The following is a 21,625-nucleotide window of genomic DNA, read 5'->3' as shown; positions in this document are numbered from 1 at the left end:
TCACAGTTGCATCCGCATCAGTTCCTGGTAGCCCTCGACGAGCCGCGCGCGCACGTTGAGCGCGAATTGCAGCTTGAGCCGCGCGTCCTCGAGCGCGAGCATGACTTGGTGCGGCGGCCGATCGTCGCCGAGCGCGAACGCTGCACCGGCCGCCTCGGCGGTGCGCAGCGCGCGGTCGACGTTCCGCACCCCGTCCATCAGCAGCGTTTCGAAGCGGTCCGTTGCGAGCGGGTAGGGTCCTGCGAGCGGCGGCTCCGCCATGTATTCGGCGATGGCGTCGACGGGCGTCATGACTGCCCTCCGATGTCGAGCGCACGCAGATACATCGAGCGCGCGGCGTTGAACATCACGACGTTCGCTTCGTAGGTGCGCAGGGTCTGGACCAGCAGCGCCATCTCGGCGGCATGATCGAGACCCGGATAGCGAACCAGGCCTTGCGCGTCGGCGTGTGGATGCGCGGGGTCGCGCACCACGCGCGGCGGTATGTCGAGTGTCTCGACACCGAGCGCGCGCGTGCCGGCGAGCCGGTCGGCAGGCACGGTGTTGGATGCGTGCCGCAGCGCATCGGGGAAGGCCGGCGCGACGTTCGACGCCGACACGAGCCGCAACGGCCGATACGGCTCGGCCGCGGGGTCGAGGGCGATGCCTGCGTTGGCGAAATTCCGGGCGATGAGTTCGAGACGCTGACGTTCGACGTCGAGCCCCGAACGCGCGATCGCGAAGATCGTGTCCGACATGGTCAGCCTCCACGCACCGCGAGCTGCCTGAGCTGCATCGTGCGGGCGGCCACGTTCGCGAGCAGCGCGTAGCGCGCCGACGTCTGCGACGCGTCGGCGATTTCGCGATCGAGCCGAACCGTGTCCGGCGACACGAGCGTTTGCGGCCGGACGGCCTCGACGCGCTCGCGTCGCACCGTGTCCGTATCGCCCGGCCGCGTGGCTGCGGCGGCCGACAGCGCGTCTTCGAACGTCACCCGCAACGGCGAAAAGCCGGCCGAATTCGCGTTCGCGACGTTGTGCGCGATCGCAGCCGAGCGCGCGTACAAGCCGTCCATCGCCTTGCCGGCGATCGCGGCGACCCATTCCATCGACATCGCTTGTTCCTCCTTTATTGAATGACGAGTTCCGCATACAGTGCGCCTGCCGCCTTGACGGCCTGCAGGATCGCGATGACATCGCGCGTGCCGATGCGCGCTTTCGAAAGCGCGTGGACCAGGTCGCCGACGGTGCCGCGCGGGAACGATATGGCGACGGTCTGGCCCGCTTCGTCGACCGACAGTTCGCTATTGGCGATCACGAGGCTGCGCACGTCGCGTCCGGTCAGCGCGACGAAGTTCGGCTGCGATGCCGAGTACTCGGTCGTGACCGATACCCGGATGTCGCCGTGCGAGATCGTGACGGGCGCGATTCGCGTGTCTCCGCCGGCGACCACCGTGCCGGTGCGCTCGTTGACGACGACCCGCGAGCGCTGGTCCGGCGCAACCGACAGCGCTTCGATGCGGGCGACGAACGCGGTGAGCGCTGCGGGATCGGCTGGCGCGTCGATCTCGACGGCGTCCGCGCCGATCGCGCGCGCGACCTGCGTCCCGAGCGTGCCGTTGACACGCTGTGCGATTCGTTGCGCGGTGACGGGATCGGGCTCGCCGAGCACGAAGCGCAGCGTGCCGTCCTGCGCGGCGAGCGCGGCGCGCACGGCGACTTCGACCGTGCCGCCGCGCGGCACGATGCCGACCGTCGGGTGGTTCTTCAGCTTCAGGTTGCCGTTCGCGTCGTACCGGTAGCCGCCGACCGACACGGGGCCTTGCGCAAGCGCATAGATCTGCCGGTCTGGCCCGCGCAACGGCGTCATGATCAGCGTGCCGCCCGCAAGGCTGCGTGCATCCCCTATCGACGTGACGTTGACGTCGATTGTGTCGCCAGGGTGGGCGGCGGGCGGCAGCGCGGCCGTGACCATCGCCATCGCGACGTTGCGGCTCTGGATCTGCTCGTGGCCGACGACGAGGTCGAACTGCGACAGCAGATTCGCAAGCGCCTGACGGGTTGCCTGGTTGCGCGGCGAATCGCCGGAGCCGGCGAGGCCGGTCACGATGCCGTAGCCGACCAGCATGTTGTCGCGCCAGCCGAGGAAGCGGCCGATGTCCTTGAGTCGCACCTCCGCACTCGTGCCGGCTGTGGCCGGCGGCGCACAGGCGACGACGAGCACGAATGCGATGAGCAACTTCGCGTGGCGCAGCGACAGGAAGAGGCGGGTCACCATAGGCCGAGCCATGCGAGAAAGCGTGGAATGAGGCCGGGCCGCGTGCGGTCGGTGATGAAACCGTCGCCGGTGTAATCGATACGGGCATCGGCGAGCCGGGTTGACAGCACGGTGTTGCCGGGGCCGATGTCGATCGCGCGCACGCGTCCGTTCAGACGGATGCCGGTTTTCTCGCCGTTAACGTCGATGCGCTGCTCGCCCGCGACGACGAGGTCGCCGCCCGGCAGCACGTCGACGACGGTGGCGCTCAGCTGTGCGAGCAGACGTCCGGTGCGCTGGATTTGCCCGCGTCCGCCGTAGTCGTCGCCCGCGCCGACCTGCGCGCGGTTGTTGCCGGCGTAGAGCGTCGAGACGCTGCCGTTGAGCGAGAAGCCTGCGCGCGTCGACGTGTCGGCCGTCTGGCTCGCGCTCGACTGCTCGTAGACGAGGACTGTGACGATGTCGCCGATTGCGCTCGCTCGGCGATCGGCGATCAGCGGCCGGAAGTTGTCCGGTTGGTAGAGTGCGTCGGCGCGGGCGGACGGCGCCGTCATCAACGTGCTGCAGGCGATCGTCGCAGCCGCGGCGAGGCAGTATGGACGCGCCGCCGCCGTGCGCGCGCGGCGGCCGTTCGTGAGCCGGCTCATCGCTTCAGTCCGTTTGCGATGGCCATCAGTTCATCGCCGACTTGCACGAGTTTTGCGCTCGCGGCGTACGCGCGCTGGTAGAGCATCAAGCCGGCGAGTTCGTCCGCGAGCGCGACGTTCGATGCCTCGCTGAAACGCTGCGCGAGCGTGCCCGTGTTGTCTTCGCCGGGACGTGCGCGGATGACGGCCATGCCGTTGTCGGCGAGCCGGTAGGTTCCATCGCCGAGCGCCTGCAATGCGCGCGGATCGGCGGGCTGCACGAGCTCGACCCGGCCGATCTCGAGCGGTGCGGCCTGGTTCGGGATGACGGCGAGCACTTGTCCGTCCGGCGTGATCTCCAGACGCTCGGCGTCTCGTGGCACCGAGATTGCTGCTTTCAGCGGGACGCCGTTCGACGCGCGCAGATAGCCGTCGTCGCCGACGCGCAGCCGGCCGCCGCGCCATAGCACCGAGTCGCCCTGGCCCGCGTCGAGTTCGATGAAGCCGTTGCCGCGGATCGCGACGTCCCAGGCATCGTCCGTTTGCCGCAGCGTGCCCGGCGAGAACACTGGACGCATCGACGCGGACACGCCCGCGCCGTCTGCGCCGTCGGCGCCCGGCCGGGACGGTAACCGGCCGCTCGAGGCCAGCAGCGTCGAGAAATCGACCGCGCCGCGCTTGAACGCGGGGGTATTCAGGTTGGCGATATTGTTGGCCGTTGTGTCGACGGCGGTTTGCTGGGCGACGAGACCTGTCGCGCCGATGTAGAACACATTATTCATTTCACATGCCTCCGAGGCGTTGCAATACGGTGCCCATCAGGTCGTCATAGGCATGCACGAGCTTTTGTCCGGTCTCGACGCGGCGCATCGCCTCGACGAGCCGCACCATGTCGTCGGCGGCATTGACGTTCGAGGTTTCGACGAACCCCTGGGCGAGCCGCGCCGTGGCGATCGGTGTGCCGTGCGCGCTGTCAGGCGCGTACAGGCCGTCGGCGATACGCCGCAGGCGAGACGGTTCATCGAAGGCCACGACGCGGATCGTCGAGGTCGAAACGCCGTGATCGATCACGGTGCCGTCCGGATCGACGCGCCAGCCGTCCGCGCTTACGACGACATCACCATCCGTGCCCTGCAGCGGCCAGCCGCCTGCGCGCGTGACCATGCGGCCATCTGGCGCACGCCGGAACGTGCCGGCACGCGTGTAAGCGAGGCCGGCGTCAGTCGCCACCTCGAAGAAGCCGTCGCCCGCAATCGCGAGGTCGAACGGGTCGGCGGTATGGACGAGCCGGCCAGCCGAAAAGTCGGTGACATGGCGGGGCGGCGGCGCGCCGACGGCGTTCGACGCGTCGTTCGCCAGCACGTCCTGAAAGGCGACTTCGCGTCGGTAGCCGGGTGTCGCCACGTTCGCTAGATTGCGTATGGTCGTCTCCAGGCGCCGCGTTTCGAGCGAGATCAGGTGCGTCGACAACGTCATCAGGTCATCCATGGGAATTCCTCGGGAGCGGTGCTGCGTTTAAATGGCAAGAGACGGGGTTGGCGAAGACTGCGGCGAACTGGCGGGCGAAGAAGGTGGCGAAGCGGACGGCGGATCGATGCCGACGGTCGCGAACGCGCGTAGCGCGATGATGTCCGGAACTTCGTTGACCGACAGCACGACGAGTCGCGGCGCGACGCGACGGGAGAAGGTCTTGAGCGAGCGTCGGATATCGGGCCGGCACAGCAGCGCGGGCGTGTGCCCCTGGCGCATCATCGATTCCACCTGCGCGAGCAGGCGGCCCAGGAAGGGCTCGGCGATCCGCGGATCGAGCACATGCGCGCCGTGACCGTCGGCGCCTGCAAGATTGCGCGCGATCTCGGCTTCAAGCGCCGGATCGAGCGTCAGGACCGCGAGCGCGTCGCGATCGCCCTGCGCGCGCTGGCAGATTGCGTGACCGAGGCGCTGCCGCACCGCTTCGACGAGCAGCGCCGGGTCTTTCTCGCGACGCCCGACGTCGGCGAGCGTCTGCACGATCAGGTCGATGTCGCGGATCGGAACCTGTTCGGCGAGCAGTCCCTGCAACACCTGCTGCACGTCGCCGACGGCCAGCACGTTCGGCACGATCTCGTCGACGAGGCCGGGCTGGCGTTCGCGCACGCCGTCGAGCAGCGCGATCGTTTCCGGTCGCCCGAACAGGCGCGCCGCGTGAGCCTTGACGAGCTCCGTGACGTGCGTCATGAGCGCGGTGATGGGATCGACGCAGGTGTGGCCGAGCGCTTTGGCGCGCTCCTGCAGCCCGTCGTCGATCCAGATGGCCGGCAGGCCGAACGCAGGATCACGCGTGGGGGTGCCGGGCAGCGTGCCGGTGGCGCCGACGGGATGAATCGCGAGCGTACGACCCGGATACGTCGTGGCTTGTCCGAAGCGGGTGCCGAACAGCCGCACTTCATATTCGTCGGGGGGCAGATGTGCCGAATCGCGGAACACGACGACAGGTGCGACGAAGCCGCTGTCGTCCGCGTACTGGTCGCGAAATGTCGCGATGCGCTCGGCAAATTCTGCCTGCATCGGCTGCCAGGCAGCCGTCAGCGCCGCGCCGAACACAACCTCGACGGCGGGTAGCGCTGCCGGGCTGTCGGCATGCGGGAGCGTTGAGGGCGGCGTGCCGTCTTCTTCCGCCGCTGCGGGCCGCTCGCGCGTGCCGGCCCAGACGCCGAACGCGGCGAGCGCGAGTAGCGCTGCAGGCCACTTCGGCATGCCCGGCAGTGCAACGAGCCCCGTCAGCGCCGCCGCGACGAGCAGTTGGATCTTCGGGAAGCGCGCGAGCTGGCGCAGCGCCTCGTGGCTTAGCGCGCTGTCGGCGGACGAACGGGTGACGATGATTCCGGTCGCGACGGAGATGATCAGCGCGGGCACCTGCGTGACGATACCGTCGCCGATCGTAAGCAACGTAAACGTGCGGACGGCCTCGGGGAACGGCATGCCCATCTGGGCGACGCCGACCGCCCATCCGCCGAGAATGTCGATCAATAGGATGACGATGCCGGCGATCGCGTCGCCCTTGACGAACTTGCTCGCGCCATCCATCGAGCCGTAGAAGCCCGCTTCGCGCTCGAGCGTCTTGCGGCGGCGCTTCGCTTCGTTCTGGTCGATGAGGCCCATGTTGAGATCGGCGTCGATGCTCATCTGCTGGCCGGGCATCGCATCGAGCACGAAGCGGGCGGCGACCTCGGAGACGCGCTGCGCGCCATTGGTGACCACCACGTACTGGACGACGACCAGGATGAAGAACACGATCAGGCCGATCACGTAGTTGCCCTGCACCGCGAATTCACCGATTGCGCCGATCACCTGGCCGGCATTGGCGCCGGACAGGATGAGGCGCGTCGCCGCGACGTTGAGCGACAGGCGGAACAGCGTCGCGATCAGCAGCAGCGACGGAAACGTCGAGAATTCGACGGGGCGGGTGACGTAGAAGGTCAGCAGGAGAATCGTGAAGGCGAACGCGAAGTTGATGATGATTAGCAGATCGAGCGCGGCGGCGGGAATCGGCGCGAACAGAATCAGCAGGATCGCGCTCGCAGCGAAAACGAGCGCGAGATCGGACTGGCCACGCAGCCGGTGCCTGAGCCAGGTCATTGGGCATGCTCCTGCATGCGATGGACGCGCAGATAGACGGCGGCCGTCGCGGAGAACAGCTGGGACGGGATTTCGCGTTCGAGCGCGCCGCGGCGAAACAGCTGACGCGCGAGTGCCGGCGCCTCGACGATCTGTACGCGATGGACGAACGCGAGTTTTTTGAGGCGCAGTGCGAATTCGCCCGCGCCTTTCGACACGACTGTCGGTGCGGCCATCTCGGCCGGCGCGTAGCGGAGGCCGACTGCGTAATGCGTCGGGTTGGTTACGAGCACGTCCGCGCCACGCATGCCGCGCAGGCTGCGGGAGCGTTGCAGCAACTCGCGCTGCAACTGCTTGCGGCGCTGCTTGATGCGCGGATCGCCTTCGTGCTGCTTGAACTCCTGTCTGACCTCGTGCCGGCTCATCCGCATCTGTTTCGCGAACCGTCGCCGAACGATCGCCTGATCGAGAACCGCGAAGAGCGCAGCAGCGATCAGCAATTGCACGGCGAGCGCGGACCCGGCCGAGCCGAGCGCGCGGGCCAGGCCGGGCACGGTCAGCCCGGCGTGCGTCGCGGCGCGTACCGCATCGGCGATGCACCGCCAGGCGAGCGCGCAGTAAACGACCAGCTTGACGCAGGCTTTCGCGGCGTCGATGACGATGTGCATCGAAAACAGACGCTTGATGCCGGCCGCCGGATTCAGTCGCGAGAAGTCGGCCTTCAGTGCGTCGGGCGCGAACAGGAAGCCTGCCTGCGCGAGCGCGGCGACGAGCGCGCCGCCTACCGCGGCGGCGATCAGCGGTGCGACGATCGCCACCCATTCCGGCAGCGATGCGCCGAACCAGTGCTCGATCGCGCGTCCGTCGGCCGCGATGCCGGGGGCGTCGTTCAACATGCGCGTAGCGAGTGCGGCAAATCGGGCTGCCATGCGTTCGCCGGACAGCCACAGATAGCCGGCGCAACCCGCGACGGCGAGTACGATGCCAAGCTCCTGGCTGCGCGGCAGGAGTCCTTTCTTTCGAGCCCGCGTGAGCTTGTGGCGCGTCGCCTGCTCGGATTTTTCCTGTTCCTCGTCGGCCATCAATTCCCCCCCAGGGCAAGAGCGAATTCGAGCGCCGCGCGCAGCAGCCGCAGCGCGACGGGCGCCAGCAGGCCGATCGACAGCGCCGTGACGGCGATCGCCGCGATCGCCTTTACTTGCAGACCCAGCATCAACGCATTCATTTGCGGGAGGGTGCGCGACAGGAACGCGATCGACAGGTCGATCAGGAACAGCGCGAGCATGGCGGCAGCGACGGCACCGATGCCGATTCCCATCGCGGCGGCGAAATAGCCGATGAATGCGTGCGGCGATGCGATGAAGCGCGCGGTGCCGGGCGGCATCCGGTCGATTGAGGCGGCGATGAGCCGCAGCAGTTCGAGATGCGCGCCGCTCGCGAAGAAGATCGCGCCGGCGCCGAGCGTGAGGAGCGTGCCGAACAGCGGCGCGCGTTCGCGCGAACCGGGATCGATGACCATGGCGAGGCCGAAGCCCGCCTGCACGTCGAGCGCGCGTCCGGCGAGCGATAGCGCGGCGAATGCCACCTGAAACGGAAATGCGAGTGCGAATCCCAATGCGAGTTCGGAGATGGCGCATTCGACGAGCGCCGCATGATCGTCGCGAAGAACGGCGGGGAGCGGCGTGGCGAATGCGCCGGCCAGCGCAAGTGCGAGGCAGATACGAATTCGTGCCGGGATGCGAAGCCGGGAGAACGGCGGCGCGAGCACGAGCAACGGCCCGATGCGCAGCGACAGTAGTAGTGCGGCCGTCGACCAGCCGACGAAGGATTCGGCTGTCATCGCTCAGCGGAGATCGGCGATGCCGGTGAACAATGTGGTGGTGAAACCTGTCAGGCGACCGAGCATCCATGGGGCGAGCGTCACGATCACAACGCCGGCGACGATGAGCTTCGGCACGTAGCTCAGGCTCATCTCCTGCAATTGGGTGACGACCTGAAAGATGCTGACGAGCAGACCTGCAATCAGCGTCGCGGCGAGCACGGGGCCGGCGATCAGGATGCTGTTCCAGACGAGCTGCTCGAGTAGCTGCAATACTTGGCTTTCTGACATCGGCCGTCTCCGTTGCTGAATAAGTCTTCGGTTATTAGTTAGTGTTGCGATGTTTCCGAAGCAGCAGAGTGTATAGACCGACTGGCCAGCTTGATATATGACGATTACTAAATCGACTCTATTTTTGCTAGTTTTTTATTGAATCTCGCTGGAAACGTAACTCGAATCAATTCGATTAAACCGAATTGAGTCGAGCAAGATAAAAAAAGCCCGGCGTTTAACACGCCGGGCTCGATTTCAAAATGAGGAAGCGATGATCGCGCCGAATTACTGCACCGACACCGCCGCGAAGTTCTGCCGTCCGAACGGACTCACACGATAACCGCTCACGTTCGTGCGCGTGAGCGCCGCAGCGGTCGGGTAGCCGAGCGGGATCCACAGCGCCTGGTCGTGGATGATCTTCTGCGCGGCTTCATACAGCTTCGCGCGCTTGGCCTGGTCGGCGGTCGACTTGCCGTCGACGATCAGCTTGTCGAGCTGCGCGTCGCAGAAGCGCGCGAAGTTAATGCCCGACTTCACTGCATTGCAGCTGAACAACGGCGACAGGTAGTTGTCCGGATCGCCGTTGTCGCCGGCCCAGCCCATGAACAGCATGTCATGCTGGCCGAGCTTCGCCTGCTTGATCAGCTCGCCCCATTCGATCACCTTCACGTCGGCCTTCACGCCGATCTTCGCGAGGTCGGCCTGCAGCAGCTCCGCGCCGACCTTCGGGTTCGGGTTCAGCACGCTGCCGGTCGGGCGCGTCCAGATCGTCGTCGAGAAGCCGTTCGGGAAGCCGGCCTGCGCGAGCAGCTGCTTCGCCTTCGCGGGATCGTACGCATACGGCGCGACGTCCTTCGCGTAGCTCCACGTGTTCGGCGGATACGGGTTGTTCGCGGCCGTCGCGGTGTTGTCGAACACGACCTTCAGGTAGGTCGCGCGATCGAACGCGAGGTTCAGCGCCTCGCGCACCTTGTCGTTGTCGAGTGGCTTCTTCTGCGTGTTCAGCGCGACGAACGCGGTCATGAACGCGGGCGTCTGCACGACCTTCAGCGCGCTTTCGCCCTTCGCGGCGAGCACGTCCTGCGGCTTCGGCGACAGCGCGATCTGGCATTCGCCGGCCTTCACCTTCTGCAGGCGCACCGACGGGTCGGGCGTGATCGCGTAGATCAGCCGGTCGACCTTCGGCTTCGCGCCCCAGTACGTCGGGTTCGCGTCGTAGCGGATCAGCGCGTCCTTCGTATAGCTCTTCAGCACGAACGGGCCCGTGCCGACCGGCTTCGCGTTCAGGTCGGCCTGCTTGCCGGCCTTCAGCAGCTGGTCCGCGTATTCGGCCGAATAGATCGACGCGAAGCCCATCGTCAGGATCGGCACGAACGTCGCGTTCGGTTCGTTCAGCACGAATTTCACGGTGCTGTCGTCGACCTTCGTGACCGACTTCACGAGCTTCACGAGGCCCATCGACTGTGCGTGCGGGAAGCCGCTCGCGCCGGCCACCTTGTGCCACGGGTTCGCATCGTCGAGCATCCGCGTGAACGTGAACACGACGTCGTCCGCGTCGAGCGCACGGCCCGGCTTGAAATAGTCGGTGGTCTGGAACGCGACGTTCGGGCGCAGGTGGAACGTGTAGGTGAGGCCGTCGGCGCTCGCGTCCCATTTGTCGGCGAGCGCGGGCACGACCTTTTTCGCGGCTTCGTCGTACGACACGAGCGTGTTGAAGATCACGTCGGCCGATGCGTTGGTCGTGACGAGCGAGTTGTACTGCACGACGTCGAAGCCGTCCGGGCTCGATTCGGTGCAGACGGTGAGCGGCTTGGCGGCGGCGAGGCCGGGGGCGGCGAGTGCTGCGGCGACCGCGGCCGCGGCGAACAGCTTGACGTGCATAGGATCTCCCACGTGGCTTGTGTTTTTTGCTGGGTGACGGGATGCGGGCGCGGCCCGGAAGCGGGCGGGGCCGGCGCGGCTGGCGAACAGCATACCGGCAAAGCGCGCGGCGCGTGAAAAAAGGCGCCGGAACGCGGCGAATTGACCGAAAAACGGCTGCGTTCGCGACGGAACGGGTGTTGATGCGGCGGAAGGTGCTGCGGAGGCGGCGGGAGAGCCGGGCGGCGGAGAGGGGGAGATCGGCGCGTCGGGGAACGCGGCGGATCTGTGCGGACGCCGCGGGAAGTGCCGCGAAATCGAAGCTTCGATGCGGCGATGCGGCCCGGCGCGTGTCGCGCGGGCCGGACCGCCGACTCGTCAGTGCGCGCCGGCCTTCGGCTTGCGCGGCGCCTTCTCGAACAGGCGGTCGTACAGCCAGCGCGGCAGCACGTGCAGCACCTTCGCGACGACGCCCATCTGCCACGGAATCACGCGGAACGCGTGCTGCCGTGCGATCGCTTTCGCCGCGCGCGCGGCGAAGCGGTCGGCGTCCATCAGGAACGGCATCCGGTACGGGTTGTGCGCGGTCATCGGCGTGCGGATGTAGCCGGGCGCGATCGTCACGACGCCGACACCGGCCGGGCGCAGCTCGACGCGCAGCGATTCGAGATACTTGATCGCGGCCGATTTCGACGCGCTGTACGCGCCGGAGCCGGGCAGGCCGCGCACGCCGGCGACGCTCGCGACGCCAACCAGCGTGCCGTGGCGCGCAGCCGTCATCGGGCCGACGAACGGCTCGAACGTCGCGACCATCCCGTAGTAGTTGATGTCCATCACGTTGCGGAACGTCGCGAGATCGCCCTGGCCCGTGACGGCGCCCTGGCTGATGCCCGCGTTCGCGATCACGACGTCCGGGCAGCCGTGCGTCGCGATGAACGACGCGGCGGCCGTCGCGAGCGCGTCGGCATCGCGCACGTCGGCGGAATAGACGGAGATGGACAGCTTGGGGAAACGCCGCGCGAACGCATCGAGCGCCTCGGTGCGTCGCGCGACGAGCGCGAGCGTGGCGCCCTGGCGGGCGTATTCCTCGGCCATCGCGAGGCCGAGGCCGCTCGACGCGCCGGTGATGAAGACCTTCAGCGGAGTAGTCATGCCGGCGCGCGGGCGGGGGTCAGAGCTTCTTGTCCTGAACCTGCTTCACGAGGAAGTCGAGCACCTGGGCGGTACCCGGGATGCTGTTCGCGTAAGCGGGGCCCGTCTTGTACTTGCCCTGGACGACGACCGTCGGCACGCCGTCGATCGCATAGTTCTTCAGCAGCTCGGCCGACTGCTTCACCTGGCCCTGCACGCTGAACGAGTTGTACGCGTCCATGAACTGCTTCTTGTCGACGCCCTGCGTGGCCAGGAAGTCGGCCTGCGCCTGCGGCGTCAGCAGGTAGTTCTTCTGCTTGTGGATCGCGTTGAAGATCGCCGGCGTGACCTTCTCGGAGATGCCGAGCGCGGACACCGCATAGAACAGCTTCGAGTGCGGGATGAAATCGTCGCGGAATGCGACCGGCACGCGCTTGAAGTCGATGTTGTTGCCCTGCTTCTTCACCCAGGCCTCGATCGTCGGCTCGAATTCGTAGCAGTGCGGGCAGCCGTACCAGAAGAACTCGATCACCTCGACCCTGCCGGCCGGCGCGGACACCGGCTGAGGCGACTTCATCACCTCGAAGTCCTTGCCGGCGACTGGTGCGGCAGGCGATGCCTGGGCGAAACCGGCCGCGAGGCCCAGGGACAGAAGGAGCGTGCTAAGCAGTTTTTTCATGTTGTGAACGTCGAATCAGTTGCTCGGGTTACGAAACGTAACGGGTTCTGCGTGGGCTCGACCGGCTGCCTACTGCTTCGTGAAGCGGATCACCGCCGTGTCGACACCTGCATCGGACAAGCGCTGACGGGCCGAGTTCATATCCTCGAACTTCGAGAACGGACCGACGCGCACGCGGAAATAGGTCACGCCGCTGACATCGCGCTTGGACACCTTCGACTCGAAGCCCTGGAAGCCGAGGCGCGCGCGCTGCTGCTCGGCGTCGCCTTCCGTCTTGTACGCGCCGACCTGCAGGAAGTAGCCGGTATTCGCGTCGCTCGCGGTCGGCGGCTTCGCTGCCGCGGCGGCGGTGGCCGACGACGTCGGCTTCGGCGTGTTCGCGGCCTGCTGCTGTTGCTGCTGCTTTTGCGCGGCGGCCTGCTGCGCCTGCTTCTGCGCGGCGAAGCGCGCGAGGTCGTCCTCGCCCGCCTGCTGTTGCTGCGGCGGCTGCGGCTTCTTCGGCGGCGTGGTGTCGGCCGGCTTCGGTGCGACGGCGACGCCGTTACCCGACGACGCATTGTTCGACGCGGTCGTGTTGCTCGAGCTGCCGGTGTTGTTCGAGCCGCTCGACCCGTTGGCCGACGGCGGCACTTCGACGATCTGCGGCTCGGGCAACAGGCCGCCCTGGGTCTGGTTCGCGGCCTGGCCGGGCGCGGTGTTGGGCGGTGCGGGCTGCGCGGCCTGCGGTACCGGCTGGCCGGGCGTCTTGCCCTGCAGCGCGCGGTTCGGGTCGAACTGCTGCGGCTGGCTCGCGCCGTTGTCGGCCGGCGGCGGCGCGACCTTCGACACGAACGGCGACGGCGAACGCGTGATGTAGAGCGCCACCACCACGGCGATCGCGAGGCCGACGATCAGGCCCAGCACGATTCCAAGAAATGTCCCTCCGGCTTGTTTCGATTGTTTCGAAGTGCGGCGTGGTTGTGCCATTGCTTGAGTCACCTGCAAAAAGAATCGTGAAAAGGCCGCGGCGGGCTATCCGACGGCGGGCGCTGCCGCGGCCATTCGCTGCCCGGTTCGGGCCGCTTGCGTCCTTACATCTTGGCGGGCGCGGACACGCCGAGCACCGCCAGGCCGTTCTCGAGCACCTGCCGGGTCGCGGCAAGGAGCGCGGCGCGCGCGTTGCGCGGCGCTTCATCGTCGACCAGCACGCGCTCCGCATTGTAGAACGAGTGGAATTCGCCAGCGAGATCGCGCAGGTAGAACGCGACCGCGTGCGGCGCCAGCTCGTTCGCCGCGTGCGTGAGCATGTCCGGATACTCGGCGAGCTTCTGCATCAGCGATGCGGCCTGCGCGCTCGTCAGTTGCGACAGGTCGGCGCCCGGCAGTTGCGCGGCGTCGACGTTGTAGCGCGACTTCAATTCGTTGAGCACCGAGCAGATCCGCGCATGCGCGTACTGGACGTAATAGACCGGGTTCTCGTCGTTCTGTTTCAGCGCGAGGTCGATGTCGAACACAAACTCGGTATCGGCCTTGCGCGAGATCAGGAAGAAACGCACCGCGTCGCGGCCGCGCGTGATGGTCGCCTCGTCGATCAGGTCGGGCGCCGCTTCCTGGCCCGCCGCGGCACCGCCGGACCATTCGATCAGGTCGCGCACCGTCACGTAGCTGCCCGCGCGCTTCGAGATCTTCACTTCCTGGCCGTCGCGCATCACGGTGACCATCTTGTGCAGCACGTAGTCGGGATAGCCCTTCGGGATCCCGACGTGCAGCCCCTGCAGGCCCGCGCGCACGCGCGCGATCGTGCCGTGGTGGTCCGAGCCCTGGATGTTGATCACCTTCGTGAAGCCGCGTTCCCACTTCGTCACGTGGTACGCGACGTCCGGCACGAAGTACGTGTACGTGCCGTCCGACTTGCGCATCACGCGATCCTTGTCGTCGCCTTCGTCGGTCGTGCGCAGCCACAGCGCGCCGTCCTGCTCGTAGGTCATGCCGGCCTTGATCAGCGCGTCGACCGTCTTCTCGACGCGGCCTTCGCTGTACAGCGACGATTCGAGGTAGTACTGGTCGAACTTAACGCCGAACGCCTGCAGGTCCATGTCCTGTTCGCGGCGCAGGTACGTGACCGCGAACTTGCGGATCGCGTCGAGATTCTCGACGTCGCCCGCGCCCTTGACCGGCTCGCCGTCCGACGCGGCGACCGTTTCGCCGTTCAGGTAGTCGCGTGCGATGTCGGCGATGTATTCGCCGTTGTATGCGGCTTCCGGCCAGCCCGCGTCGCCCGGCTTCAGGCCGCGCGCGCGCGCCTGCGTCGAGATCGCGAGGTTGCCGATCTGCACGCCCGCGTCGTTGTAGTAGAACTCGCGGTGCACCGCGTAGCCCTGGCTCGCGATCACGTTCGCGAGCACGTCGCCGAGCGCGGCCTGGCGGCCGTGGCCGACGTGCAGCGGGCCGGTCGGGTTCGCCGACACGAATTCGAGCAGCACCTGCTTGCCTTTCTCGCGATCCGACGTGCCGAACGCGCGGCCCTGGTCGAACACGGCGGCGATCACCGCCTGCTTCGCGGCGGCCGACAGGCGCAGGTTGATGAAGCCGGGGCCGGCGATTTCGGCGGCGTCGACGAGCCCTTGCGCGGCCGGCTGCGCAGTGAGCGCGGCGACGATCTGCTCGGCGAGCTGGCGCGGGTTCGCGCCGAGAGGCTTGGCGAGCTGCATCGCGACGTTGCACGCGACGTCGCCGTGCGCGGCGACCTTCGGGCGCTCCAGCGTGATGGCCGGGGCGACGAACGTGGCGTCGGCGCCATTCAGCGCGTGTGCGACCTGCTTGACGCTATCCGCGAGCAGGGCTTCGAGGGTCTGTTTGTGTGCTGGCAGCATGCTGGTAGAAGGCTTCGTTGGTGGCGGCCGGAAACGCCGGGCCGCCGGCGCGCTTTTTAAGCGCGCGTTTCAGGGATCGCAGAATTTTAACAGGTGCTAATATGCCGCTCAGGCGCCCCGCGTCCGCGAGGCCGGACGCCGGTCTGCCGGCGTTCCCCCAACCTCGCCGCGCAGGCACAACAAGATGAAAAGGGAATTGTCATGATTACGTTCAAGAGCAAGGCGGCACAGGATCTCGACGTGCTGAAGGATTTCGCCGTGTATGTGCTGGGCCTCGTCGGCAAGCAGCTGGGCGAGCGCGGTGTGATTACGCACGACGAGCTGGACCACGCGATCGCGAAGCTGGAAGGCGCAGTCGCGCAGGCGAAGCAGGCGCGCGCCGAGCACGCCGGCCACTTCCACGAGGACGAAGCCGATCACGCGCACCACGAAGTGCCGCCGAGCCTGGCCCAGCGCGTCGCGCCGTTCCTCACGATGCTGCGCGAGGCGAAAGCCGGCGAAGCCGACGTGCACTGGGGCTTCTGAGCTTCGTTGCCCGGCAGTACGAAAGGTCAGTAAGGCAGGAAAAAGCCCGCTTCCGAGCGGGCTTTTTCTTTTTGTCTGACCAAACGGGCGGTCGGCCGCCCGTCCGCATCGATCAGAGCTGCGGCGCGAGCGCGCGGCGCGCGTCGTCGAGCGACAGCGCCATGCGCCGCGCGTAGTCCTCGAGCTGATCCTGCCCGATTTTGCCGACCGAGAAGTAGCGGCTGTCCGGATGCGCGAGGTAGAAGCCCGATACGCTCGCGGCCGGCAGCATCGCCAGCGAGTCGGTCACGCTCATGCCGATCTCGTCCGCGTGCAGCACGTCGAACATGTCGCGCTTCACGAGGTGGTCGGGGCAGGCCGGGTAGCCGGGCGCCGGGCGGATGCCCGCGTACTTTTCCGCGATCAGCGCGTCGTTGTCGAGCGTCTCGCCGCTCGCGTAGCCCCACAGCTCGCGTCGCACGCGCGCATGCATTGCCTCGGCGAACGCTTCCGCGAAACGGTCGGCGAGCGCCTTCAGCATGATCGCGCTGTAGTCGTCGTGGTCGGCTTCGAACTGCTTTTCCTTCACGTCGACGCCGAGGCCGGCCGTCACCGCGAACATCCCGATGTAGTCGGCGACGCCCGATTCCTTCGGCGCGATGAAGTCGGCGAGCGAGCGATTCGGCCGCATCACGCCGTCGACCACCGGACGCACGCTCTGCTGGCGCAGGTTGCGCCACGTGAGCAGCACTTCCGAGCGCGATTCGTCGCTGTAGATCTCGATGTCGTCGTCGTTCACGGTGTTCGCCGGCAGCAGCGCGATCACGCCGTTCGCGCTCAGCCAGCGGCCCTGGATCAGGCGCGCGAGCATCGATTTCGCGTCGGAGAACACGCGCCGCGCCGATTCGCCGACGATCTCGTCGTTCAGGATCGCCGGGTACGGGCCAGCCAGGTCCCACGTCTGGAAGAACGGGCCCCAGTCGATGTAGTTCGCGAGTTCGTTCAGGTCGTAGTTCTTGAACACGCGGCGGCCGATGAACTTCGGCTTCACGGGCGCGTAGCCGGCCCAGTCGACCTTCGTCTTGTTCGCGCGCGCCTCGGCGAGCGTGACCATCGGCTGCGCCTTGCGGTTCGCGTGCTGGTCGCGAATGCGTTCGTAGTCGGACTTCAGCTCGTCGAGGTACTTCGCCGCGCCTTCGTCGGACAGCAGGCTCGACGCGACCGACACCGAGCGCGACGCATCGGGCACGTAGACGACCGGGCCCTCGTAGTGCGGCGCGATCTTCACGGCCGTGTGCACGCGCGACGTGGTCGCGCCGCCGATCAGCAGCGGGATCTTCTTCACGCGGAAGTAGTCGTCGCGCTGCATTTCGGACGCGACGTACGCCATTTCCTCGAGGCTCGGCGTGATGAGGCCCGACAGCCCGATGATGTCCGCGCCCTCGACCTTCGCCTTCGCGAGGATCTCGTTGCACGGGACCATCACGCCCATGTTGACCACTTCGAAGTTGTTGCACTGGAGCACGACCGACACGATGTTCTTGCCGATGTCGTGCACGTCGCCCTTCACGGTCGCGATGACGATCTTGCCCTTCGCGCGCACGTCGCCGCCCGCTTCCGCGAGCAGACGCTTTTCTTCCTCGATGAACGGGATCAGGTGCGCGACCGCCTGCTTCATCACGCGCGCCGACTTCACGACCTGCGGCAGGAACATCTTGCCCTGGCCGAACAGGTCGCCGACGATGTTCATCCCGTCCATCAGCGGGCCTTCGATCACGTTGATCGGGCGACCGCCGGCGGCGTCGATCTTCGCGCGCACTTCTTCGGTGTCCTCGACGATGAAGGTCGTGATGCCGTGCACGAGCGCATGCGAGAGCCGTTTCTCGACCGGCTGGTTGCGCCACTCGAGGTTCTCTTCCTTCTTCGCGCCGCCCGCCTTGAACTTGTCGGCGATCTCGAGCAGGCGGTCGGTGGAATCGGCGCGGCGGTTCAGGATCACGTCCTCGACGCGCTCGCGCAGCTCGGCGTCGAGGTCGGCATACACGCCGAGCTGGCCGGCATTCACGATGCCCATGTCCATCCCGGCCTGGATCGCGTGATACAGGAACACGGTGTGGATCGCCTCGCGCACCGGGTCGTTGCCGCGGAACGAGAACGACACGTTCGACACGCCGCCGCTCACCTTCGCGTACGGCAGGTTCTGCTTGATCCAGCGGGTCGCCTCGATGAAGTCGACCGCGTAGTTGTTGTGCTCCTCGATGCCGGTCGCGACCGCGAAGATGTTCGGGTCGAAGATGATGTCTTCCGGCGGGAAGCCGACTTCGTTCACGAGGAAATCGTACGAGCGCTTGCAGATCTCGGTCTTGCGTTCGTACGTATCGGCCTGGCCCTTCTCGTCGAACGCCATCACGACGGCCGCCGCGCCGTAGCGGCGGATCAGGTTCGCGTGGCGGCGGAACGCTTCCTCGCCTTCCTTCAGCGAGATCGAGTTCACGATCGCCTTGCCCTGCACGCACTTGAGGCCGGCCTCGATCACTTCCCATTTCGACGAGTCGATCATGATCGGCACGCGCGCGATGTCCGGCTCCGACGCGATCAGGTTCAGGAAGCGCACCATCGCCGCCTTCGAATCGAGCATCGCCTCGTCCATGTTGATGTCGATCACCTGCGCGCCGTTCTCGACCTGCTGGCGCGCGACGGCGAGCGCCTCGTCGAACTGGCCGTTGAGGATCATCCGCGCGAACGCCTTCGAGCCGGTGACGTTGGTGCGTTCACCGACGTTGATGAAGAGCGTTCCGGACGTGACGTTGAACGGCTCGAGGCCGGCAAGGCGCATCATGTGATCGGTCATGGCGGTGCGAATTCGTGTAATGAAGGGCGTGGGGCGGTCGGGTCAGGCGTTGTCGCTGTACTGGTTCGGCCAGCGGCGCGGCTTCACGTCGGCGAGCGCCTTCGCGATCTCGGCGATGTGCTCGGGCGTCGTGCCGCAGCAGCCGCCCGCGAGGTTCACGAGCCCGGCCTGCGCGAATTCCTTCAGCAGGCCCGACGTGACGTCCGGCGTTTCGTCGAAGCCGGTGTCGCTCATCGGGTTCGGCAGGCCCGCGTTCGGGTAGCACGACACGTAGGTGTCGCACAGCTTCGCGAGCTCGGCGATGTACGGGCGCATCAGCGCCGCGCCGAGCGCGCAGTTCAGGCCGAACGTGAGCGGCTTCGCATGACGCAGCGAATTCCAGAACGCCTCGACCGTCTGGCCCGACAGGATCCGGCCCGACGCATCGGTGACGGTGCCCGAGATCATGATCGGCAGGCGCTCGCCGGTGTCCTCGAACAGCTCGTCGAGCGCAAACAGCGCGGCTTTCGCGTTCAGCGTGTCGAAGATCGTCTCGACGAGGAACAGGTCGACGCCGCCGTCGAGCAGCGCCTTCGCCTGCTGGTAGTACGCGTCGCGCAGCTCGTCGAACGTGACGTTGCGGGCGCCCGGATCGTTGACGTCCGGCGAGATGCTCGCCGTCTTCGGCGTCGGCCCGATCGCGCCCGCGACGAAGCGCGGTTTGTCCGGCGTCGCGTATTTCGCGGCCGATTCGCGCGCGAGCTTCGCCGATTCGACGTTCATCTCGACGACGAGATCTTCCATCCCGTAGTCGGATTGCGCGACCGTCGTCGCGCCGAACGTATTGGTTTCGACGATGTCGGCGCCGGCCGCGAAGTACTGGTCGTGAATCTCGCGGATGATCTGCGGCTGCGTGAGCGACAGCAGCTCGTTGTTGCCCTTGATGTCGCGCGGGAAATCCTTGAAGCGCTCGCCGCGATACGCGGCTTCGTCGAGCTTGTAGCGCTGGATCATCGTGCCCATCGCGCCGTCGAGGATCAGGATGCGCGATTTCAGCAGCGCGGGCAGTGCGGCGCCGCGCGTGTAGGGCGCGTCGAGCGGGACGGAAGCGGCGAGAGGAGTCGCAGACATGGGCGGAGGACCGGCGAAGACGGGAAAACCGTCATTGTAGCCGGTGCGCCTGGCCGCCGCCCGGCCTCGCGCCGGCCGGGGCGCCCGCCAAATGAAAGCCCCCGCCAGGCGAACCGGACGGGGGCATGATCGGAGTGCTCGCGGGCGCCGCGTCGGTGCGCGGCGAATGGCCCGGCCGCGCGAGGCGCCGGGCCGCGGGTCGTCAGTGCAGCACGACGGGCATCATCATCAGGCTGTCGAATTGCCCGAGGAATTCGTCGACTTCGTCGAGCGACGGTTCATCCTCGATCAGTTGCTTCACGTGTGCGCGGAAGCGTTCGGCAAGTTCGCCGTCGATGAAGATCTCGCGCTGCGCGTTCTTGTCGACGATTTCGTATCCGCCGGCATTCATCAGATGATGGCCGGCCTGCGGCGCAAATTCGACGACGCAGTAGTTGGGGCTGTTGTAGATCATTTGCATGGCGGCACTCCTCTTCGCAGTGGCATCTGGCCTTGTTGTCCCCTAGGTGGGGCGAGCCTTGCCGGTTTCAAGGGGCTTGCGCAGCACACCCCGTTCCCGTTGCGTGGGGTGTATCGGTTAGAAGCCGATGTCTATGAAACGTTTCTTATTGTCTGCCGGTGGACTGAAATAGTTGTTAAAGAGTGTCATCGGCCATTTCGCGGAAATCTGTAGTCGGTCGAAATTGCCGATCCCCGCGCGTTCACTGTGTGACAGGCGACGCCGCCGACGGTTCAGCCGGTGGCGCGGGCGGTTGCACGGTGGCCGGCGGCGCTGGTTGTGGCGGTTCCGCGGGTGGTGCGGCCGATGCATCGGGCGTCGATGCGCCGGCGGGCGCGTTCGTTGTGTCGCCTGCCGGCGTCGCATCGGACGGCACGGCCGGCGCCGCGAGCCGGCCGTGCCACAGCAGCTCGATCTGCGCGCCGTTCGGTTCGCTCTGCACGAGCCGCGCGGGCAGCCAGCCGAGCGACGGCGCGAGCCACATGTCGATGCGGCGCGTGTCGCCGTCGCGGCGCGGCAGGCGCATGAAATGCCGCGCGTCGATGATGCCGGCCTGCGTCTGCACCTGCTCGTCGCCGATCACCGTGATCGGCCAGGTCTCGCCGCTGTTGTTGTCGATCACGAAGAACTGCTGCGTGACGCCGGGCTTGTAGGCGGACGGGTTGCCGCGCAAGAGCCCCGACAACTGCATCAGCATGCTGAAGCGGTCCTGCACGCCGTCGGGCAGCGGCGCGTTGTTCGGCGTGCGTGTGAACACGACCTGCCGGATCTCGCGGTTGAAGATCGCGATGTCTTCCGGCCGCTTGCCGCGCTTCTCGACGTAACGGTCGGGCGCGACGCCGAATGCGTCTATGCGACCTTCGCTGCGATAGGCGAACGGGCCGACGAACGGCACCGGCATCGATACCGACAGGTCGTAGGTGCGCCCGTCGGTGCGCCAGTGGATCGTGCCGATCATGTTCTGCATCCCGTTGTAGAACGTGTCGTACTGCAGGTCGCCGGACGGCGGCGCGGCGAACTTCACGCCATCGGTCGCGGGGCCCGGCGCCGCGGCGCTGCTGGCGCCGGCGGCCGATGCGGCGTGCGTGCCCGATGCGCTCGGCATGCCGCTCGCCGCGGAGACGGCAGCCGGTGGCGGCTCGCCTTGCTCGGCCGGCTGCGTCGACGTGAGGACCGGCTCGGGTGACGGTGCAGGCTTCGGTGCGGCGGCCTTGGGCGCGGCCGCCGCGGGGGCGGCCGGATGCTCGACCGGCTTCGGCTCGGACGGCGCGGGCTGGCGCTCGATCGGTTGCGGCTTCAGCAGCTCGATCTGCACGGGGACCTCGGCGGGCGCGGGCGGCGTGAACGATTCGCGATTGCGCATCAGCCAGATCGCGGCGAGCGCGTGCAGCACCAGCACGACGACGAGCGCGACGCCCACGCGCAGCCAGCGGCGGGGCAGGGCGTGACGCGGGCGGATGTCGGCAGGCTGCATGGGCACCGGAACGGGGTCGGGTTGGTCGCGTGACATTGGGTGCACAGCGCACCACAGGAATCGGACCGTCGGAGGCGCCGCGCGTTCGCGGTGCGCGGCGTGTACCGGGATGTAT

21 protein-coding genes are annotated in these 21,625 nt (G+C 67.2%); 1 reads left to right on the top strand and 20 read right to left on the bottom strand.

What is annotated here, in order from left to right; genetic code table 11:
- The 16 genes from BT264_RS10180 to argS form a co-directional block, all read right to left on the bottom strand.
- On the bottom strand, positions 1-291 hold the full coding sequence (locus tag BT264_RS10180; RefSeq protein ID WP_072437366.1) for a flagellar hook-basal body complex protein FliE: 291 nt from the start codon (positions 289-291) through the stop codon (positions 1-3).
- Complete coding sequence (locus BT264_RS10175; protein ID WP_072437364.1) at positions 288-737, bottom strand: flagellar basal body rod protein FlgC; 450 nt, start codon at positions 735-737, stop codon at positions 288-290. The genes BT264_RS10180 and BT264_RS10175 overlap by 4 nt, the downstream gene beginning before the upstream one ends.
- Before the next feature lie 2 nt (positions 738-739).
- On the bottom strand, positions 740-1,093 hold the full coding sequence (locus BT264_RS10170) for a flagellar basal body rod protein FlgB (protein WP_072437362.1): 354 nt from the start codon (positions 1,091-1,093) through the stop codon (positions 740-742).
- A gap of 14 nt (positions 1,094-1,107) precedes the next feature.
- Positions 1,108-2,256 carry a flagellar basal body P-ring protein FlgI gene (locus tag BT264_RS10165; RefSeq protein WP_072437360.1) on the bottom strand — a complete coding sequence of 383 codons (1,149 nt, stop codon included), beginning with the start codon at positions 2,254-2,256 and terminating at the stop codon, positions 1,108-1,110.
- Positions 2,250-2,882, bottom strand: coding sequence for a flagellar basal body L-ring protein FlgH (locus BT264_RS10160; protein WP_072437358.1), 633 nt, complete (start codon positions 2,880-2,882; stop codon positions 2,250-2,252). Before BT264_RS10160 ends, BT264_RS10165 begins: the two co-directional genes overlap by 7 nt.
- The gene (locus BT264_RS10155) at positions 2,879-3,643 is read right to left on the bottom strand and encodes a flagellar hook-basal body protein (RefSeq protein ID WP_072437356.1); all 765 of its coding nucleotides are present in this window, start codon (positions 3,641-3,643) and stop codon (positions 2,879-2,881) included. The genes BT264_RS10160 and BT264_RS10155 overlap by 4 nt, the downstream gene beginning before the upstream one ends.
- A 1-nt stretch (position 3,644) precedes the next feature.
- Entirely contained in the window at positions 3,645-4,349 is a 705-nt protein-coding gene (locus BT264_RS10150) for a flagellar hook-basal body protein (RefSeq protein WP_072437353.1), read from the bottom strand.
- Between the two features lie 27 nt (positions 4,350-4,376).
- Positions 4,377-6,479, bottom strand: coding sequence for a flagellar biosynthesis protein FlhA (locus BT264_RS10145; protein ID WP_072437351.1), 2,103 nt, complete (start codon positions 6,477-6,479; stop codon positions 4,377-4,379).
- The gene (locus tag BT264_RS10140) at positions 6,476-7,540 is read right to left on the bottom strand and encodes an EscU/YscU/HrcU family type III secretion system export apparatus switch protein (RefSeq protein WP_072437349.1); all 1,065 of its coding nucleotides are present in this window, start codon (positions 7,538-7,540) and stop codon (positions 6,476-6,478) included. The genes BT264_RS10145 and BT264_RS10140 overlap by 4 nt, the downstream gene beginning before the upstream one ends.
- Entirely contained in the window at positions 7,540-8,298 is a 759-nt protein-coding gene (locus tag BT264_RS10135; RefSeq protein WP_072437346.1) for a flagellar biosynthetic protein FliR, read from the bottom strand. The genes BT264_RS10140 and BT264_RS10135 overlap by 1 nt, the downstream gene beginning before the upstream one ends.
- 3 nt (positions 8,299-8,301) lie before the next feature.
- On the bottom strand, positions 8,302-8,568 hold the full coding sequence (locus BT264_RS10130; protein ID WP_072437344.1) for a flagellar biosynthetic protein FliQ: 267 nt from the start codon (positions 8,566-8,568) through the stop codon (positions 8,302-8,304).
- A 267-nt stretch (positions 8,569-8,835) separates the two neighbouring features.
- The gene (locus tag BT264_RS10125) at positions 8,836-10,431 is read right to left on the bottom strand and encodes an ABC transporter substrate-binding protein (RefSeq protein WP_072437341.1); all 1,596 of its coding nucleotides are present in this window, start codon (positions 10,429-10,431) and stop codon (positions 8,836-8,838) included.
- 357 nt (positions 10,432-10,788) lie between these two features.
- Entirely contained in the window at positions 10,789-11,562 is a 774-nt protein-coding gene (locus BT264_RS10120) for an SDR family oxidoreductase (protein ID WP_072437339.1), read from the bottom strand.
- 19 nt (positions 11,563-11,581) lie between these two features.
- On the bottom strand, positions 11,582-12,220 hold the full coding sequence (locus tag BT264_RS10115) for a thiol:disulfide interchange protein DsbA/DsbL (protein WP_072437338.1): 639 nt from the start codon (positions 12,218-12,220) through the stop codon (positions 11,582-11,584).
- 69 nt (positions 12,221-12,289) lie between these two features.
- Positions 12,290-13,186 carry an SPOR domain-containing protein gene (locus tag BT264_RS10110; protein WP_072437336.1) on the bottom strand — a complete coding sequence of 299 codons (897 nt, stop codon included), beginning with the start codon at positions 13,184-13,186 and terminating at the stop codon, positions 12,290-12,292.
- Positions 13,187-13,290: 104 nt separating this feature from the next.
- Complete coding sequence (gene argS, locus BT264_RS10105) at positions 13,291-15,072, bottom strand: arginine--tRNA ligase (protein WP_072437335.1); 1,782 nt, start codon at positions 15,070-15,072, stop codon at positions 13,291-13,293.
- A 201-nt stretch (positions 15,073-15,273) separates the two neighbouring features.
- Here argS and BT264_RS10100 point away from each other — a divergent pair, with 201 nt between their 5' ends.
- Positions 15,274-15,597: a DUF1840 domain-containing protein gene (locus tag BT264_RS10100; protein ID WP_034179168.1), complete on the top strand. Its 324-nt coding sequence runs from the start codon at positions 15,274-15,276 to the stop codon at positions 15,595-15,597.
- Between the two features lie 112 nt (positions 15,598-15,709).
- Here BT264_RS10100 and metH read toward each other — a convergent pair whose 3' ends face one another.
- The 4 genes from metH to BT264_RS10075 form a co-directional block, all read right to left on the bottom strand.
- On the bottom strand, positions 15,710-18,427 hold the full coding sequence (gene metH, locus BT264_RS10095; protein ID WP_072437334.1) for a methionine synthase: 2,718 nt from the start codon (positions 18,425-18,427) through the stop codon (positions 15,710-15,712).
- 42 nt (positions 18,428-18,469) lie between these two features.
- Positions 18,470-19,537 carry a homocysteine S-methyltransferase family protein gene (locus BT264_RS10090; RefSeq protein WP_072437333.1) on the bottom strand — a complete coding sequence of 356 codons (1,068 nt, stop codon included), beginning with the start codon at positions 19,535-19,537 and terminating at the stop codon, positions 18,470-18,472.
- A gap of 202 nt (positions 19,538-19,739) precedes the next feature.
- Positions 19,740-19,997: a BTH_I0359 family protein gene (locus BT264_RS10085; RefSeq protein ID WP_006477667.1), complete on the bottom strand. Its 258-nt coding sequence runs from the start codon at positions 19,995-19,997 to the stop codon at positions 19,740-19,742.
- A 241-nt stretch (positions 19,998-20,238) separates the two neighbouring features.
- Complete coding sequence (locus tag BT264_RS10075; RefSeq protein ID WP_177318349.1) at positions 20,239-21,510, bottom strand: DUF3108 domain-containing protein; 1,272 nt, start codon at positions 21,508-21,510, stop codon at positions 20,239-20,241.
- Positions 21,511-21,625 lie beyond the last annotated feature (115 nt).

Source organism: Burkholderia sp. NFPP32 (assembly GCF_900119325.1).
Lineage (GTDB): Bacteria > Pseudomonadota > Gammaproteobacteria > Burkholderiales > Burkholderiaceae > Burkholderia > Burkholderia pyrrocinia_C.
This window is presented reverse-complemented; position numbering and strand designations above follow the sequence as displayed.